This window comes from Flavobacterium sp. W1B, assembly GCF_047344965.1.
Lineage (GTDB): Bacteria > Bacteroidota > Bacteroidia > Flavobacteriales > Flavobacteriaceae > Flavobacterium.
This window is the reverse complement of record NZ_CP178845.1, coordinates 1,294,020-1,310,618: the sequence shown is the minus strand read 5'-3', so window position 1 is coordinate 1,310,618 and position 16,599 is coordinate 1,294,020. Positions and strand designations below refer to the sequence as shown.

The 16,599-nt window shown below is 34.8% G+C and carries 15 protein-coding genes; 9 read left to right on the top strand and 6 right to left on the bottom strand.

The window, feature by feature from the left end:
* The first annotated feature begins 101 nt into the window (after positions 1–101).
* On the top strand, positions 102–3,395 hold the full coding sequence (locus ACMDB5_RS05735) for a DUF2723 domain-containing protein (RefSeq protein WP_414000055.1): 3,294 nt from the start codon (positions 102–104) through the stop codon (positions 3,393–3,395).
* Positions 3,396–3,487: 92 nt separating this feature from the next.
* Positions 3,488–4,123, top strand: coding sequence for a polysaccharide deacetylase family protein (locus ACMDB5_RS05730; RefSeq protein WP_414000054.1), 636 nt, complete (start codon positions 3,488–3,490; stop codon positions 4,121–4,123).
* 22 nt (positions 4,124–4,145) lie between these two features.
* Here ACMDB5_RS05730 and ACMDB5_RS05725 read toward each other — a convergent pair whose 3' ends face one another.
* Together ACMDB5_RS05725 and ACMDB5_RS05720 are read right to left on the bottom strand one after the other, a co-directional pair.
* Positions 4,146–4,442 (bottom strand): thioredoxin family protein, encoded by a 297-nt coding sequence (locus ACMDB5_RS05725; protein WP_414000053.1) that lies wholly within the window; start codon positions 4,440–4,442, stop codon positions 4,146–4,148.
* A gap of 75 nt (positions 4,443–4,517) precedes the next feature.
* Positions 4,518–5,753, bottom strand: coding sequence for a metallophosphoesterase (locus ACMDB5_RS05720; RefSeq protein ID WP_414000052.1), 1,236 nt, complete (start codon positions 5,751–5,753; stop codon positions 4,518–4,520).
* 205 nt (positions 5,754–5,958) lie between these two features.
* Between ACMDB5_RS05720 and polA the strand changes: the two genes are divergently transcribed.
* Complete coding sequence (polA, locus tag ACMDB5_RS05715) at positions 5,959–8,799, top strand: DNA polymerase I (RefSeq protein WP_414000051.1); 2,841 nt, start codon at positions 5,959–5,961, stop codon at positions 8,797–8,799.
* Positions 8,800–8,877: 78 nt separating this feature from the next.
* Here polA and ACMDB5_RS05710 read toward each other — a convergent pair whose 3' ends face one another.
* Positions 8,878–9,903: a LacI family DNA-binding transcriptional regulator gene (locus ACMDB5_RS05710; protein ID WP_414000050.1), complete on the bottom strand. Its 1,026-nt coding sequence runs from the start codon at positions 9,901–9,903 to the stop codon at positions 8,878–8,880.
* Between the two features lie 353 nt (positions 9,904–10,256).
* Between ACMDB5_RS05710 and rplM the strand changes: the two genes are divergently transcribed.
* From rplM to ACMDB5_RS05685, 5 genes are all read left to right on the top strand, one after another.
* Positions 10,257–10,712 (top strand): 50S ribosomal protein L13, encoded by a 456-nt coding sequence (gene rplM, locus ACMDB5_RS05705; RefSeq protein ID WP_414000049.1) that lies wholly within the window; start codon positions 10,257–10,259, stop codon positions 10,710–10,712.
* Complete coding sequence (gene rpsI / locus ACMDB5_RS05700; RefSeq protein ID WP_414000048.1) at positions 10,712–11,098, top strand: 30S ribosomal protein S9; 387 nt, start codon at positions 10,712–10,714, stop codon at positions 11,096–11,098. The genes rplM and rpsI overlap by 1 nt, the downstream gene beginning before the upstream one ends.
* Before the next feature lie 170 nt (positions 11,099–11,268).
* The gene (gene rpsB, locus ACMDB5_RS05695; RefSeq protein ID WP_414000047.1) at positions 11,269–12,036 is read left to right on the top strand and encodes a 30S ribosomal protein S2; all 768 of its coding nucleotides are present in this window, start codon (positions 11,269–11,271) and stop codon (positions 12,034–12,036) included.
* A 142-nt stretch (positions 12,037–12,178) separates the two neighbouring features.
* Positions 12,179–13,003 carry a translation elongation factor Ts gene (tsf, locus tag ACMDB5_RS05690; RefSeq protein ID WP_414000046.1) on the top strand — a complete coding sequence of 275 codons (825 nt, stop codon included), beginning with the start codon at positions 12,179–12,181 and terminating at the stop codon, positions 13,001–13,003.
* An 86-nt stretch (positions 13,004–13,089) separates the two neighbouring features.
* Positions 13,090–13,653: a DNA-3-methyladenine glycosylase I gene (locus ACMDB5_RS05685; RefSeq protein ID WP_414000045.1), complete on the top strand. Its 564-nt coding sequence runs from the start codon at positions 13,090–13,092 to the stop codon at positions 13,651–13,653.
* Positions 13,654–13,703: 50 nt separating this feature from the next.
* Here ACMDB5_RS05685 and aat read toward each other — a convergent pair whose 3' ends face one another.
* On the bottom strand, positions 13,704–14,342 hold the full coding sequence (gene aat / locus ACMDB5_RS05680) for a leucyl/phenylalanyl-tRNA--protein transferase (protein WP_414000044.1): 639 nt from the start codon (positions 14,340–14,342) through the stop codon (positions 13,704–13,706).
* 68 nt (positions 14,343–14,410) lie between these two features.
* On the opposite strand from aat, the gene ACMDB5_RS05675 reads away from it, so the two are divergent.
* Positions 14,411–15,139 carry a phosphatase PAP2 family protein gene (locus ACMDB5_RS05675; protein ID WP_414000043.1) on the top strand — a complete coding sequence of 243 codons (729 nt, stop codon included), beginning with the start codon at positions 14,411–14,413 and terminating at the stop codon, positions 15,137–15,139.
* A 70-nt stretch (positions 15,140–15,209) separates the two neighbouring features.
* On the opposite strand, the gene ACMDB5_RS05670 is transcribed toward ACMDB5_RS05675, so the two are convergent.
* Positions 15,210–15,581, bottom strand: a complete 372-nt coding sequence (locus ACMDB5_RS05670) for a DUF3127 domain-containing protein (RefSeq protein ID WP_414000042.1) — start codon at positions 15,579–15,581, stop codon at positions 15,210–15,212.
* 27 nt (positions 15,582–15,608) lie between these two features.
* Positions 15,609–16,484: a flavin reductase family protein gene (locus tag ACMDB5_RS05665; RefSeq protein WP_414000041.1), complete on the bottom strand. Its 876-nt coding sequence runs from the start codon at positions 16,482–16,484 to the stop codon at positions 15,609–15,611.
* Between the last annotated feature and the right edge of the window lie 115 nt (positions 16,485–16,599).

Genomic DNA, 16,599 nt, shown 5'->3' with positions numbered 1-16,599 from the left:
CACAAATCAGATTTACAAAAATTTTGTTAATACCTATAGCATTCAACAAAAAAACATTTTCTTTGTGTCTTACAAAAAAAACTAAAATTTAACACGTAAATATGGCAGCATTTAATTTCAATAAGTGGAATACGATCATAGGTTGGTTTACATTTGGAATCGCTTTAATAACCTATACACTCACCGTTGAACCTACAATGAGTTTTTGGGACTGCGGAGAATACATCGCTACCGCGGCAAAACTTGAGGTTGGACACCCACCGGGAGCTCCATTATACCAAATGATAGGTGCCTTTTTTGCAATGTTCGCTTCAAACGACCAAAATATTGCTTTAATGGTAAATATGATGTCAGTATTCTCAAGTGCCTTTACCATATTATTTATGTTTTGGTCCTCATCAATAATTTTGAGAAAACTAATTTCAAAAACTAAAGATTCAAATTCAGCAGAAGAACTAAATAAAAGCAATGCTATTGTAATTTTAGGAAGTTCCTTTGTAGGAGCTTTAGCTTACACTTATTCAGACAGCTTCTGGTACAATGCAGTAGAAGCCGAAGTCTATGCCATGGCTTCTTTATTTATTTCTTTACTTTTCTGGCTCGGATTACGTTGGGAGCAAGACATGGATACTCCAAGAGGAAACCGATGGTTATTGATTATTTCTCTTGTAATAGGATTATCTTTTGGAGTTCACTTTATGGCACTCTTAACCATTCCTTCTGTTGGATTACTTTATTTTTTCAAAAAATACAAAACCGTTACAGTTAAAAATTTCATCATTGCCAATATTGCAGTTGTTGCCGTATTACTAGTTATATTCTTGTTTTTACTACCTTATACAATGGGTCTTTTTGCCAAGACCGAAGTTTTTATGGTTAACCAGCTAGGATTCTCATTCAATTCGGGAACTATTTTTGTCGCCTTACTTTTGATTGCTTTCTTTTATTTCGCTTTAAAATACACCAAACAAAAAGGGCTGGTATTTTACAACACCATTATACTTTGTGTTTTATTTATTTTTATCGGTTTCTCTACCTGGATGATGCTACCTATCAGAGCTAACGCAAACACGGTAATTAACGAAAACAAACCATCCGATGCAGCAGAAGTTTTGGCTTATTACAACCGTGAGCAATACGGATCCAACCCTTTGTTCTACGGACCTCAGTATACAGAGACATTTGCCGGCTTAGACAAAAACAAACCATATCTTGATAAAAAACCAAATTACGAAAGAAACTATACGACAAAAAAATACGAAATTGTAAATAATTTCAAAAATGCAGAACAAAATAGTGACGACAATCAGAAAACGTTCTTACCTAGAATGTGGAGTTCTGACCACATCGCTAACTACATGAATTTCACAAATCCTCCTAAATTTAGCCTAAATCCAAACTACGCTTATGAAGATGATTTAGCAAAATACGGGATTGACGCAAGTCAACTTAGCGAAGAAGATTACAACAAAGCAATAGCTCAGCTAAAGCATGAAACTGAAAAAATAGTTAGCGAATTCAGACAGGCTTATGCCCAAAAACAGATTGACAATGATGGCTATGTAAAATTCCTTAAAAGTTATGGTGATTATTTAATAATTGAAAAACCAACAACTGCTGACAATTTAAGTTATATGTTCGAATACCAATTTGGCTACATGTATTGGAGGTATTTGATGTGGAACTTTGTAGGAAGACAAAACGATGTACAAGGAAGATACGACTATCTAGATGGAAATTGGATAAGCGGAATTAAATTCATAGACGACCTACATATCGGCTCACAAGACAATCTGCCTTCGGATGTATTAAACAACAAAGGACGCAACACTTATTACTTCTTACCGTTCCTACTTGGCTTAATCGGTTTAATGTATCATGCAAATAAAGACCGCAAAAGCTTCTATGTCTTAATGGTATTATTCCTATTTATGGGTATTGCATTAAAAATTTACCTAAACGAAAGACCTTTTGAACCTAGAGAAAGAGATTACGCCTTAGTGGGCTCTTTCTATGTATTTGCAATTTGGGTCGGATTCGGGGTATACGCATTATACGAAACCACTAAGAAATATTTAGCACCAAAAATAGCTGGCCCAATCATTATTGCAGCAAGCTTATTAGCCGCACCGGTTCTTATGGCAGCCCAAAACTGGGATGATCATGATCGTTCAGGAAAATATACTGCAACTGCAATGGCAAAAGCTTACCTTAACTCTTGTGATCCTAACGCTATTCTATTCACAATAGGAGACAACGATACCTTCCCATTGTGGTACGCTCAAGAAATTGAAAAAGTAAGAACTGATGTAAAAATCGTCAACACTAGCCTTTTCATGACAGACTGGTATATTGATCAAATGAAAACCAAAACCTACGAATCTGATCCATTACCTATCTCATTTGTTCATGATCAATATGTAGGAGACAAACTGGATTATGTTGCCTATATTCCAAAAATAGAAAACAGATGGGAAATAAAAGATTTTTTAAGTTTTATCAAAAACCCTAAATCTACCGTTGAGATGCAAAATGGACAAACAATTCATTTTTACCCAACAAATAAAATCAGAATTCCTGTTGACAAAAACAGCATCCTTAAAAACAATGTAGTTGCTACAAAGTACCATGATTCTATTGTTCCTTATATAGATATCGACATCAAAGGAAGAGCATTGTACAAAAACAGGCTGATGATGCTTGATATTATAGCCAATAATAACTGGAAAAGACCAATTTATTTCAGCCCTGGCGCATTTGATGACGAAGACTACTTATGGATGAAGAACTACCTTCAACTAGACGGAATGGTCTATAAATTAGTACCAATAAAAACAACTATTTCTAAAGACGGTAGTCCTCTTGAAATGGGACAAATTGACACCGATAAAATGTACAACATCGTTATGAAATGGGAATGGGGAAATAGCGATAGCGATAAAATATATCATGATCCTGAAACAAGAAGAGAAAGCATAACTTACCGAAGCACCCTTTCTCGTTTGATGAATCAGTTAATCATTGAAGGTAAAAATGACAAAGCAAAAAAGATAATCGATTTAGCCTTGAAAAAAATGCCTCTTGATAAATTTGGCTACTATTCCTTAGTGGAACCTTTTGCTAATGGTTATTATAAAATTGGCGAAAAAGCAAAAGCAGAAGATCTTTTGAAAAAACTGATAAACAAATACCAAGAAAATCTTAATTATTACAGCAAATTAAAGTCTTCAGATCAATCAAGCGTTGCTTACGACATTATGACCGACATTGAACGCTACAGAAGCTTATTGCAAGTAATGAAAGAAAACAACGACCTTGGGTTCTATAATGAAAGTAGAAAAACTTTTAACACCTATATCGAAATATTTGAACGTTTTGGGCGCGAAAAAGAGTAGATTTAATTCGAAAATGAATAAATTAGAAAATGCGGTAAAGTCTAACGATTTTACCGCATTTTTTTATAACTTTAATTCTTAAAAAGAAAAAAATGAGCTTTTATTGGATTAAAACAAACCCAATTATCAAAAGAATATTTTCAAATTACATTTGGGACATTCCTAATAATGAAAATAAAATTTACCTAACTTTTGATGACGGACCCACTTCTGAAATTACCGAATGGGTTTTAGAGAAGCTTGACGAACACAACGCCAAAGCCACTTTTTTTTGTATTGGGAAAAATATTGATGCACAATCATCTATATTCAAAAAGATAATTAACAAAGGACACGCAATAGGCAATCACACTTTTGATCATCTAAATGGATGGAAATCGACAACAGATGAATACAATGACAATATTGCTCTTTGCGAACATTCTATTTTAAATCACAAATCAGGATCTAAAATATTCCGTCCACCTTATGGCAAAATCAAATCTGCCCAAGTCAAAATGCTAAAAAAACAGGGATATAAAATTATAATGTGGGATGTGCTAAGCGCTGATTTTGATCAAACCATCACGAAAGAAAAATGCTTAGAAAATGTAATTACAAATATAAAATCAGGAAGTATAATTGTTTTTCATGACAGCCTTAAGGCATCCAAAAACCTCAAATATGCACTACCAAAAGTCTTGGATTTTATAGACAAAAATAATTTCCGTTACGAAATCATAAACTAAAACCAGATCTTAGTTATACAACCTACAATTGCCCTTGGACAAGTCCAATTATAGTGTTGGCATCAAGTTCTCCGGATTGTCTCCAGATCATTTGCCCCTCTTTATAAATCATCAATGTAGGAAGGCCTTTAATCCTTAAAGCATCTGCCAGTTCTTGATTTTTATCCACATCGATTTTAATTACTTTTGCCTTGTCTCCAAGAGCAGCCGCCACATCTCTTATAACAGGATGCATCGAAACGGATGATTCATTCCAATCTGTGTAAAAATCAATCAACACGGGTACTTGTGCGCTTATTAGTTCTCCAAATTTTGACATAAAATCAACGAATTTAATTTTTAAATCTACTAAAAAGAATAGATATTAATTTACAAATGTAGCATTTTTAACGAATTATGATACATTCGTCCCTTTTTTTAGTTCGATAACCGTTATTTCGGGCATAATTCCTACCCTACCAGGATAAGCATGAAATCCAAATCCTCTATTCACATATACATACCGTCCTAAATTTTCATACAAACCTGCCCATTGAGCGTAAACATACTGCGACAAACTCCATTTAAAATAGCCTGGAATCTCTATACCAAACTGCATTCCATGTGTATGCCCAGACAAAGTTAGCTGAAAATTTTTATCGTGATTTTTAACTTCGTAATCCCAATGACTAGGATCGTGACTCATCAGAATTTTAAAATCCTCTTTACTGACATCATGAGAAGCCTTATTAATATCACCAGCCTTTTTAAAATTATGTCCCCAGTTCTCAACACCAACCAAAGCTATTTTATCATCTCCTTTTTGAATGTAAGTATGCTCATTTAGCATTAATTTAAAACCAATCTGACCATAAAGATCTTTAATCGCTTGAAAATTTTCATCTTTCGCTTTTTCTGTTGGCCAGGTTACATACTCTCCATAATCATGATTCCCTAGAACAGAGTATTTACCAAATTCATATTTCTTAATCCTATTAAAAGTGTCAATCCAGGGATGCATTTCTTTAGCATCGGTATTTACAATATCTCCGGTAAACAAAATCATATCCGAATCCTGTTCATTAACCAAATCAATCGCATAATTTATTTTATCCGGATTATCAAAACTCCCACTATGTACATCCGATATATGTGTAATTTTAAAACCATCAAAAGCATCTGGCAAATCCGGAAAAAAGATGCGCTGTTTTATTACCTTAAAATTATATCGACCAACAGTTATTCCATAAATCAACGAAGCAAAGGGAATTGCCGCCAAACCCAATCCTATTTGACTAACGAATTTTCTCCTTGAGGCCAAAAAACCTACTTTATCATTATTATCAACAAAGTAATTTATCGTTCCAGCCCCCATTCTAAAGATATCCTCACCAAGCAACACTAAAGCCAATACCAATTTAGGAACATAAACTACAAGAACCAACCCCATGGTAAACATAGTTTGTCTAGTTTGCCCCACAGAACGGTCAAATTGCGTGAAAGAATAAATAATAAATATAAAAAGCAAAAAACTAAGAATTTGGCAAAAAACCAACACCCCTCTTTTCTTCACCAAAGTCTTTAAAGCCTGAAAAGCATAAAGATCTATTGTAAGAAGGAATAGACTTAGTAATAATATTCGAAAAACCATTATAATTCTTTTTTATTGACAAAATAACAAATTAAGAAAGTACTACACACTTTTATTAATCAATATTTAACTAAAATCATTTTGCTTTTTCATACTATTAAAACCTTTGAATCAATTTTGAAAAATGATTTTTACAAATATTAAAATCTGCCACTCCTTTATCTCTTAAGTTTTGTACTTTTGAATTCTTTACAAAATCACAATCATGTCGCAACAAAAACGCCTTTTCCTACTCGATGCCTACGCTTTAATTTTTCGTGGTTATTATGCCTTTATAAAAAACCCAAGAATCAATTCTAAAGGAATGGATACCTCGGCAATTATGGGATTCATGAATTCCTTGATGGATGTTATAAAACGTGAAAAACCGGATCATTTAGCCGTTGCTTTTGACAATGGTGGAAGCCAACTAAGAAATGAAATTTATCCAGAATACAAAGCCCACAGAGACGCTACTCCCGAAGCTATAAAAATTGCCGTTCCTTATATACAAGAATTGCTGAAAGCGATGCATATTCCCATCATAGAAGTCAAAGGCTACGAGGCCGACGACCTAATTGGAACCATCGCCAAACAGGCCGAAAAAGAAAACTACAAAGTATTCATGGTTACTCCTGACAAGGATTTTGCTCAATTGGTTTCGGAAAATATTTTCATGTATAAACCTGCCCGAATGGGGAATGGAATTGAAATTTGGGGTGTACCCGAAGTTTTAGAAAAATTCCAAGTAGAGAGACCCGAACAGGTAATTGACTTTTTAGGAATGATGGGCGATGCAGCCGACAATATTCCAGGATTACCCGGCGTAGGAGAAGTTACCGCCAAGAAATTCCTAAAAGAATTCGGAAGCATGGAAAACCTTTTAGCCAATACAGACAAGCTGAAAGGAAAAATGAAAGAAAACATTGAAGCCAATAAAGAAAAAGGATTATTATCCAAAACACTGGCAACAATCCTCCTTGATTGCCCCGTTGTTTTTGACGAAAACGACTATGAATTATCAACTCCCGATGTCGAGAAAACAGATGCCTTATTCAACGAATTGGAATTTCGTAGAATGGCAGAACAATTCGATACCATTTTCAAAAAAGGCGGAACAACCACAGCCGACAACACGATTGACGAAGCCAAATTATACAAAAAACCACAAGCCAAAAACGAAGATCAATTTGACCTTTTTGGAAGCGCTATTACCGAAGAAAGTTCAAGCGAAACCCACCATAAATACTTCAACACCTTAGAAGACACAACCCATTCTTATCAAATTATTCAAGGAGAATTAGGAGTAAAACTATTATTGCAAAACTTACTAAAACAATCCTCTGTTTGTTTTGATACCGAAACTACCGGATTAGACGCTTTGCACGCGGAGTTGGTTGGAATTTCTTTTTCTCATGAGAAAGGCAAAGGATTCTATGTACCTTTTCCCGAAAACCAAACAGAAGCCAAAGCTTTGGCCGAGAAATTCATTCCTTTTTTCGAAAATGAAACTATCGAAAAAATAGGTCAAAATCTAAAATACGATTTAAAGATTCTTTCTAATTATAATATTAATGTAGAAGGCAAATTATTCGATACCATGATTGCCCATTATCTGATTAATCCGGATATGCGCCATAATATGGATATTTTATCCGAAACCTATTTAAAATACACTCCAAAACCAATTGAAGATTTAATCGGAAAAAAAGGCAAGAATCAAAAAACGATGCGCGAAGTCGAACTGGAAGACATCAAAGAATACGCCGTTGAAGATGCCGATGTAACCTTTCAGCTAAAAGAACTTTTTTCGGTAGAATTGGACAAAACCGAGACCAAGAAACTTTTTGATGAAATTGAAATTCCATTGGTAAAAGTTTTGGCCAATATGGAAAGAGAAGGAATCCGTGTAGATATTGATTTCCTTAAATCCCTGTCACAAGATTTAAGCAACGACATCAAAAAACTGGAAGCAAACATTTACGAAATTGCCGGAGAACAATTCAATTTGGCATCTCCAAAACAACTTGGTGATATTTTATTCGACAAGTTAAAAATAGGCGGAGCCAAACAAAAGAAAACCAAAACGGGACAATATGCCACCGGAGAGGAAATCTTGAGTTATCTAGCCAATGACAATCCGATTGTGAAAGACATTTTGGATTGGCGTCAGCTAATCAAACTACAAAACACCTATGTAGATGCTTTGCCAAACCAAGTGGACAAAATCACAAATCGTATTCATACCGATTACATGCAAACCGTTGCTGCAACGGGTCGTTTGAGTTCTAACAATCCAAACTTGCAAAACATCCCTATTCGTACCGAAAGAGGAAGACAAATCAGGAAAGCTTTTGTAGCACGTGACGAGAATTATTCGATAATTTCTGCCGATTACTCTCAAATAGAATTGCGTATCATTGCCGCTTTAAGTGGTGAGGAAAACATGATAAAAGCATTTCAGAATCACGAAGACATTCATAAATCGACAGCTTCAAAAGTATTTAATGTTCCATTGGAAGAAGTTACGCGCGAACAACGAAGCCATGCCAAAACGGTAAACTTCGGAATTATTTACGGCGTTTCGGCTTTTGGATTAAGCAATCAAACTTCATTATCTAGAAGCGAAAGCGCTACCTTAATTGAAGCTTATTACAAAACCTATCCAAAACTAAGGACTTACATTCACGAACAGGTAGAATTTGCCCGCGAAAATGGCTATGTTCAAACCGTTTTAGGTCGTCGCCGTTATTTAAAAGATATTAATTCTCAAAATGCGATTGTACGTGGTGGCGCAGAACGTAATGCTGTGAATGCACCCATACAAGGAAGCGCGGCTGATATCATCAAAATAGCGATGATCAATATTCACAAAAAACTAATTTCTGAAAACTGGAAATCTAAAATGTTGCTACAAGTACATGATGAGCTTGTATTTGACGTTCACAATTCTGAACTCGAAAAAATTCAACCAATGATCAAACAGGAAATGGAAAATGCCTTTGTACTTGAAGTTCCTTTGGAAGTAGAATTAGGAATAGGTAAAGACTGGCTTGAGGCGCATTAGAATCAATTAAAAAGACACAATTATATATAAAAAAACCATCTGTTAGCGCAGATGGTTTTTTTAATATATTAATCAGAATTACGATTTTCTGGTAGTTTCTCTTTCTTTCAACACCGTTTTAATGACAACCGTTTCATAAGGTTTATTCTCCTCGTTAGATTCTAATCTGTCAATAAGCAACTTGGCGGCAACTTCTCCAATTTCCACTCCATGCTGACTTACAGTGGTTAAACTTGGCGTCAATCTTCTAGAAGCTAAAATTCCATCCGCAAAACCAATGATTGCCAAATCTTCAGGAATCCGGAAATGCCTTTTCAATCCCATTTTCAAAGCGGCAACCGAATCATTTTCGTCCAAAGCAAAAATACCGTCAATGATATTGTTGTCAAAAATAGCTTCGACCTGGCTTTTCATCTCTTCTTCAGAATTTGTGCGAACGATTATTCTTTCGTTAATAGCGATATTATTATCTCTTAATGCCTTCAAATAGCCTTCGACTCTTAATTTCCCGACGCTTAAATTATCGACAGAGGAAACCAACGCAATGTTCTTGCATCCTAGATCAATTAAATGTTGTGTGGAATTCACAGCCGAATCAAAATCATCAACAACTACTTTATCACATTCAACATCATTGGCAATACGGTCAAACATCACAATAGGAGTCCCTTCGTTTATAGCGTCTTTAAAATGTCCGTATTCATTATTCTCTTGTGCTTCTTCAGAAATTGACAAAATAAAACCATCAATAGTTCCGTTGCTCAACATTTCAAGAGTATGAGCCTCTTTTTCTAATGACTCATTTGATATACACATAATAACATTATAGCCTTTTTCATCAGCAATTTTTTCGATACCGCTAAATACTTTCGCAAAAAAAGAATTCAGGATATTAGGAATAATCACACCAATAGTTTTTGTTTTTCTGTTTTTCAGATTTAACCCGATAACATTTGGCTTATAATTTTTGAGTTTAGCGTATTCTTTTATCTTGATTTTCGTCAACTCACTAATCTCCGGACTATCATTAAGTGCTTTTGAAACTGTAGAAACAGAAACATTAAGTTCCTTTGCAATTTGTTTTAAAGTGGCTTTGACTTTCATAATTGGGCATTTATTGTCATTGTTAAATAAATTAAAAACATACCGGGATTTTTTTAAATCTTTTAGCAAAACGCTTTTTTACATCAAAAAAAGCTATTCTTTTCCATAAAAATCACGGGGCAAGAACGCAATATAAAAATTATATTTTTGACTACAAAAGTAAACTAAAAATAGAAAAAAAACATTGGGCATAATTCCAAAAGGGAAGCAACGAATATCAAAACAAATATACAATTGATAATCAGCTTAAAAACATCTGAAAATTATTCTTTTAAGGTATTTGCATTTAAAATAATTAATTGTACTTTTGCAACCCCTTTATTGGGGATGGAATGTTTAATTAAAATAATATTATGGACGCATTAAGCTACAAAACACTATCTACAACAAAAGCCAACTCACAAAAGGAGTGGATCGTTGTAGATGCTGATGGTCATAACTTAGGTCGTCTTGCTTCAAAAGTCGCTATGATTTTGAGAGGTAAGTACAAGCCAAGTTACACACCGCATGTTGACTGTGGAGATAACGTAATTGTTATCAACTCAGAAAAAATTAACCTTACAGGTAACAAAATGGACGAAAAGATTTACATGCGTCACACAGGTTACCCAGGAGGACAAAGAACTTTAACTGCTAAAGTGTTGCAATCAAAAAACCCTGCATCATTAGTAGAAAAAGCGGTAAAAGGAATGTTACCTAAAAACAAATTAGGAGCTGAACTTTTCAGAAATTTAAATGTTGTTGTAGGTTCTGAGCACAAACAAGGTGCACAAAAACCGAGAACAGTTAACCTTAACGATCTTAAATAATGGGAGTTATTCACAAAATCGGTAGAAGAAAAACCGCTGTTGCACGTGTTTATGTTTCAGAAGGAACAGGAGTAATCACTGTAAACAAAAAAGAATTCGCAACTTACTTCCCAACTGCTACTTTACAGTACAAAGTAATGCAACCAATGTCTATGACAGAGAACGCAACTAACTTTGACGTAAAAGTAAATGTTTATGGAGGTGGTTCAACTGGTCAAGCAGAAGCTGTAAGAATGGCATTAGCTCGCGCAATGTGCGAAGTAAACGCTGAAAACAGATTGGTATTGAAACCAGAAGGTTTATTGACAAGAGATCCAAGAATGGTTGAACGTAAGAAATTCGGTCAGAAGAAAGCTCGTAAGAGATTCCAATTCTCGAAACGTTAATATTGCCTGTCTTGAATACATTTATTCAAGACTCATTGAATTTATTATTGAATTTAAACAATGTTGTTGTTGCCTACCGAGGTAGGAATTAGTTTAGCATCTAAATGTATTTAGCCGAGAAATCGCCATTTATACATTGCTAATCAACAGAACGTAAACTAGTACAAAAAATGTCAAACAAAGTAGAAGTAAAAGAATTACTAGAAGCAGGTGTTCACTTTGGACACATGACTAGAAAATGGGATCCAAACATGGCCCCATACATTTATATGGAACGTAATGGTATACACATTATCAATCTATATAAAACTGCAGCTAAAATTGAAGAAGCTAATGAAGCTTTGAAAAAAATCGCTGCATCAGGTAGAAAAATACTATTCGTAGCTACCAAAAAACAAGCAAAAGACATCGTTGCTGAAAAAGCAAAAGCTGCAAACATGCCTTACATCACTGAAAGATGGCCTGGTGGAATGCTAACTAACTTCGTAACTATCCGTAAAGCTGTTAAAAAAATGGCTACTATTGATAAAATGAAGAAAGATGGTACATTCATGACCCTTTCTAAAAAAGAGCGTTTACAAGTTGATCGTCTTCGTGCTAAATTAGAGAAAAATTTAGGTTCAATTTCTGATATGTCAAGATTACCAGCTGCATTATTTGTAGTAGACATCAAAGCTGAACACATCGCAATAAAAGAAGCTCAAAAATTAAACATTCCAGTTTTCGCAATGGTTGATACTAACTCTGATCCACGTGAAGTAGAGTATGTAATTCCTGCAAATGATGATGCTTCTAAATCAATCGATAAAATTTTATCTTTAGTAACTGCTGCAGTTATCGAAGGACTTTCTGATAGAGGTTCTGAAAAAGAAGCTGATGCAACTGAAAAAGAAGCTGCTCCAGCAACTGAAACAGCTGCTCCAGCAACTGAAGAATAAAAAAAATATTTTTTAAATTCCAAATTTTAAATTCCAAATTCCCCATAAAAAATTAGAAACAATAAGTTGATAATTTAATAAAATTGGAATTTGGGATTTAAGGGTTGGAATTTTTACTTTTAACCTTAAAAAATAATACAACATGGCAACAATAACAGCTGCAGACGTAAATAAATTAAGAACAGCAACTGGTGCAGGGATGATGGACTGCAAAAAAGCATTAGTTGAAGCAGATGGAGATTTTGATTTAGCAATCGAAAACCTACGCAAAAAAGGACAAAAAGTAGCTGCAAACCGTTCAGATAGAGAATCTACTGAAGGTGCTGCAATTGCTGTTGTAAACGCTGATAAAACTGCAGGTGTTGTTATCACATTAAACTGTGAGACTGACTTCGTAGGTATGAACGAAAGCTTCGTTAAAATGGCTACTGAAATGGCTAATTTAGCATTAAACTTCAACACTAAAGAAGAGTTTTTGGCAGCTGATTTCAACGGAATCTCTGTTGCTGAAAAATTGATCGAACAAACAGGTGTTATTGGTGAAAAACTTGAAATCAGAACTTTTGAGAAATTAGAAGGTGCTTTCATCGGATCTTATATTCACTCTGGAAACAAAATCGCTACTTTAGTTGCACTTTCTGCTAATGTTGCAGGAGCTGACGAAGCTGCAAGAAACATCGCAATGCAAGCTGCTGCTATGGCGCCAATCGCTTTAGACGAAGCTGGTGTTGATGCTGATACAATTGCTAAAGAAATTGAAATCGCTAAAGATATCCTACGTCAAGAAGGAAAACCAGAAGCAATGATTGAAAATATCGCTAAAGGTAAACTAGGTCGTTTCTTTAAAGATAACACTTTAGTGAACCAAGATTACATCAAAGACAACAAATTAAGCGTTGCTGCTTATGCAAAATCTATTGATGCAAACCTAATTATTACAGGTTTCAAAAGAGCTGCTTTAGGATAATTTATTTTAAACTTCATATTAAATCCCATTTCGAAGCAATTTGAAATGGGATTTTTCTTTTATATTTGAATTTTAAACTAAAATAAATGAAAACTAAAACAAGATGCGGCTGGTGTCTATCAAGCGACTTATACAAAGAATACCATGACCTAGAATGGGGAATTCCGGTTTATGATGATACCACCTTATTTGAGTTCTTAATCCTAGAAACTTTTCAGGCAGGATTAAGTTGGATTACCATTTTAAACAAAAGAGAAAATTTCAGAAAAGCTTTCGACCAATTCGATTACAAAAAAATAGCGCAATATCCCGAAGATAAAATAGAAGAGCTCTTGCAAGACGCCGGAATCATCCGCAACAAACTCAAGGTACGCTCTGCGGTTACTAATGCACAAGCATTTATGAAAATCCAGGACGAATTTGGGAGTTTTTCTAAATATATCTGGGAATTCACAGACGGAAAACCTCTTATCAACCATCCGAAAACAATGAAAGATGTTCCTGCTACTACCCCACTTTCAGACACAATTAGCAAAGATTTAAAAAAGCGCGGATTTAAGTTTGTAGGCTCAACCGTAATCTATGCCCACATGCAAGCCACCGGCATGGTCAATGACCACGTAGAAGATTGCTGGACAAGAGAGAAGTAAACAGCATTCAGTGACCAGTCTCGGTTTCACAATCGAAACTACCAATCAAACTATTCTGTTTTCAATATTTTGATAAACTCTTCACGATCAATTTCCCTACAACCCAAACTTTCCAAATGAGGATTATATACTTGACAATCCAAAAGTTTGTAATTCTCTCTTTTTAATTCATTTACCAAAGAAATAAAAGCCACTTTCGAAGCATTTGAAACCTTAGAAAACATACTTTCCCCACAGAAAACATGCCCCAAATCGATGCCATACAAACCGCCAACTAATTCTTCATCTTGCCAAACCTCAACTGATTTTGCAATTCCCAACTCATGCAATTTACAATAAGCATCAATCATTTCGTTTGTTATCCAAGTTCCGTTTTGCCCATCTCTTTTAACATTTTGACAATTTGAAATAACATCTTTAAAGTTCTTATTGAAAGTAACCGTAAACGACTTTCTATTCAGAATGTTTCGCATACTTTTGGAAACAATCAACTCATCCAAAAACAAAACCATTCTGGGATCCGGCGACCACCAGATAATTGGATCACCCTCTTCAAACCAAGGAAAAACACCGCTTTTATAGGCCAATTGAAGACGCTCAGCAGACAAATCACCACCAATGGCAAGAATACCATCATGATCAGCTTGCGATACGGGAGGAAAAAATAAATCAGAGGATAAATAAAACATTCTTTGAACTTATATATAAATCTATACTATTACATTTGGCAACACAAATTTAGTTAAAAACAATTCTAATGAAAAAAATATCACTCTTAGTCCTTTTTATGCTTCAATTTATACAAAGCTATGGGCAAAAGACAGATACTTTAATTACAAATAAAAGGATATCGTACAAATCCTTTATCCTCCCAACTGTTCTAATAACCGGAGGATCACTTCTTCTAAACTCAGAGCTTAATGATGATTTACAAGAAAGATCTAGAAGTCTTTTAGGCACAAATTTCCATTCAAAAGCCGATTACTTGTTTCCTCTTGTTCCGATAGCTCAAATATACACCGGAAAATATTTAGGCTTTCAACCCAAAAACACCGTTTTACACCAAACCTTAGATATCGCTGTTGCAAACACCCTTACCTATGCAATTATCCAGATAACAAAACATTCAACAAAACAACAAAGGCCAGATCAATCAGATAACTTAAGCTTCCCTTCCGGTCATACCGCCATTGCTTTTACCAATGCCGCACTTCTCTTTCAGGAATACAAAGATTCAAACATATGGTATGCCAGTAGCAGTTATTTGTTTGCAACCGCCACTGGTATCTTCAGAATCGCCAACAACAAACATTACAGCTCTGATGTGTTAACCGGAGCCGGTATAGGATTGGCCAGCGGAATATTAGTTTCCTACTACAATCCTTTTCAATCGATAAAATTCGGTAAAAACAAGAAAACTTCAACCTTGATTTATCCACAAATCGGAAATCAAATCGGAATTGGCTTACTTATAAAACAGGAATAATCTTCACTTTAAAAAAAAGGCACAAAAAAAGCCTCGAATTTATCAAGGCTTTCAATGAATTATTTCTTTATTAAAAAGGCAAATCGTCTGGTTCGTCTTCGTTTAAACTTGTAGCTGGTGCAAATGCTTGAGCCGCTGGCATTGGAGCCGAAGGAGCTCCTGATTCAGCAACTAATTTCTCTATTCTCCAACCTTGTATGCTATTAAAGTATTTTGTGTCACCTTGTGGATTAACCCATTCTCTTCCTCTTAAATTGATTGAAACTTTTACAGCTTCACCCGCATTATAATTGCTTAACAAATCACATTTGTCTTGAGTAAACTCAATCATAATATGCTGAGGATACTGCTCATCTGTCGTAACAACTAATTCTCTCTTTTTAAATGATGCACTAACTTGTTGTTCTGGATTAACAACTTTAATTTTCCCTGTAACTTCCATCTTCGTTATTTTAATTGTTATTTAAGATTATTTTTTGGCCAGAAGTACTTTCCAAGCAGAAAGAACATCATTATTATCTAGGTATTTTTTAGCTTCCAAATGCACTTTTTCCTTGTCATCTGAGCTCAACACCCCTTTTACAGAAAAATTCTGTTTTACAAATATACTAACTTCTTCTATTGTAGGCAAGACTTCTATATTCCCTAATTTTCCAAGATCATTCCCGTCAAGAACACTACTTTGTTTCACATGATGCGGAATAGCATCTACACCAATCCCTAAAGTCACCAATGGTTTAGGCACTTCAAACAAACCCTGATTGGATCTGGAATACCAATTGCCGCCTAATCTGGAAACCAAATCAATTTTATATTGATCAATCACGCCGTCTTCATCCAAAATAGATTCGTCGATATGAATACGGATAACCTCACAAAGGATTAAATTTCCAGCTCCGCCTTCAGTTCCTAATGGTATAATTTGAGTTACTTTGCATTCAAATTGTACCGGTGATTCTTTTACTCTAAACGGCTTCACGATATCCGAAGGAATAGCGGTTAAACCCGCCTTCAAAAACTCATTTACACCATCGGCATATTCGGTACTTGCAAGAGAAGTTTGTTGCACAATATCAAAATTTACCACATTAATCACTACTTCTTTTGTCGCTTCGCAATTAATCAGAGTATGCTTAATTGAATTATCGCGCACGCGCCTTGACGGAGAAAAAACAAGAATAGGTGGATTTGCACTAAAAACATTAAAAAAACTAAATGGCGACAAATTTGGATTACCCTTTTCATCAACTGTACTTGCAAATGCTATAGGCCTCGGCCCAACAGAACCTTGCAAATATCCTTGTAGTTTAGCTGTAGCTATACTTTTTGGATCAATGCTAATCATACTTGTTTTTGTTATGTTTTTCTTTTAATTGACAAAAGTAAGTAAATCGTTTATTAAAAAAAGTACCTAATCCTATTTAATACTAAAAAATACTTTCAACAAACAATTACTTTGT

Bases quoted from the DNA above. Each gene is read 5' to 3' on its own strand.
- ACMDB5_RS05720 (WP_414000052.1), bottom strand. From the start codon at position 5,753: ATGGTTTTTCGAATATTATTACTAAGTCTATTCCTTCTTACAATAGAT.
- ACMDB5_RS05670 (WP_414000042.1), bottom strand. From the start codon at position 15,581: ATGGAAGTTACAGGGAAAATTAAAGTTGTTAATCCAGAACAACAAGTT.
- tsf (WP_414000046.1), top strand. From the start codon at position 12,179: ATGGCAACAATAACAGCTGCAGACGTAAATAAATTAAGAACAGCAACT.
- rplM (WP_414000049.1), top strand. From the start codon at position 10,257: ATGGACGCATTAAGCTACAAAACACTATCTACAACAAAAGCCAACTCA.
- ACMDB5_RS05725 (WP_414000053.1), bottom strand. From the start codon at position 4,442: ATGTCAAAATTTGGAGAACTAATAAGCGCACAAGTACCCGTGTTGATT.
- ACMDB5_RS05665 (WP_414000041.1), bottom strand. From the start codon at position 16,484: ATGATTAGCATTGATCCAAAAAGTATAGCTACAGCTAAACTACAAGGA.
- ACMDB5_RS05675 (WP_414000043.1), top strand. From the start codon at position 14,411: ATGAAAAAAATATCACTCTTAGTCCTTTTTATGCTTCAATTTATACAA.
- aat (WP_414000044.1), bottom strand. From the start codon at position 14,342: ATGTTTTATTTATCCTCTGATTTATTTTTTCCTCCCGTATCGCAAGCT.
- ACMDB5_RS05735 (WP_414000055.1), top strand. From the start codon at position 102: ATGGCAGCATTTAATTTCAATAAGTGGAATACGATCATAGGTTGGTTT.
- ACMDB5_RS05685 (WP_414000045.1), top strand. From the start codon at position 13,090: ATGAAAACTAAAACAAGATGCGGCTGGTGTCTATCAAGCGACTTATAC.
- ACMDB5_RS05710 (WP_414000050.1), bottom strand. From the start codon at position 9,903: ATGAAAGTCAAAGCCACTTTAAAACAAATTGCAAAGGAACTTAATGTT.
- ACMDB5_RS05730 (WP_414000054.1), top strand. From the start codon at position 3,488: ATGAGCTTTTATTGGATTAAAACAAACCCAATTATCAAAAGAATATTT.
- rpsI (WP_414000048.1), top strand. From the start codon at position 10,712: ATGGGAGTTATTCACAAAATCGGTAGAAGAAAAACCGCTGTTGCACGT.
- rpsB (WP_414000047.1), top strand. From the start codon at position 11,269: ATGTCAAACAAAGTAGAAGTAAAAGAATTACTAGAAGCAGGTGTTCAC.
- polA (WP_414000051.1), top strand. From the start codon at position 5,959: ATGTCGCAACAAAAACGCCTTTTCCTACTCGATGCCTACGCTTTAATT.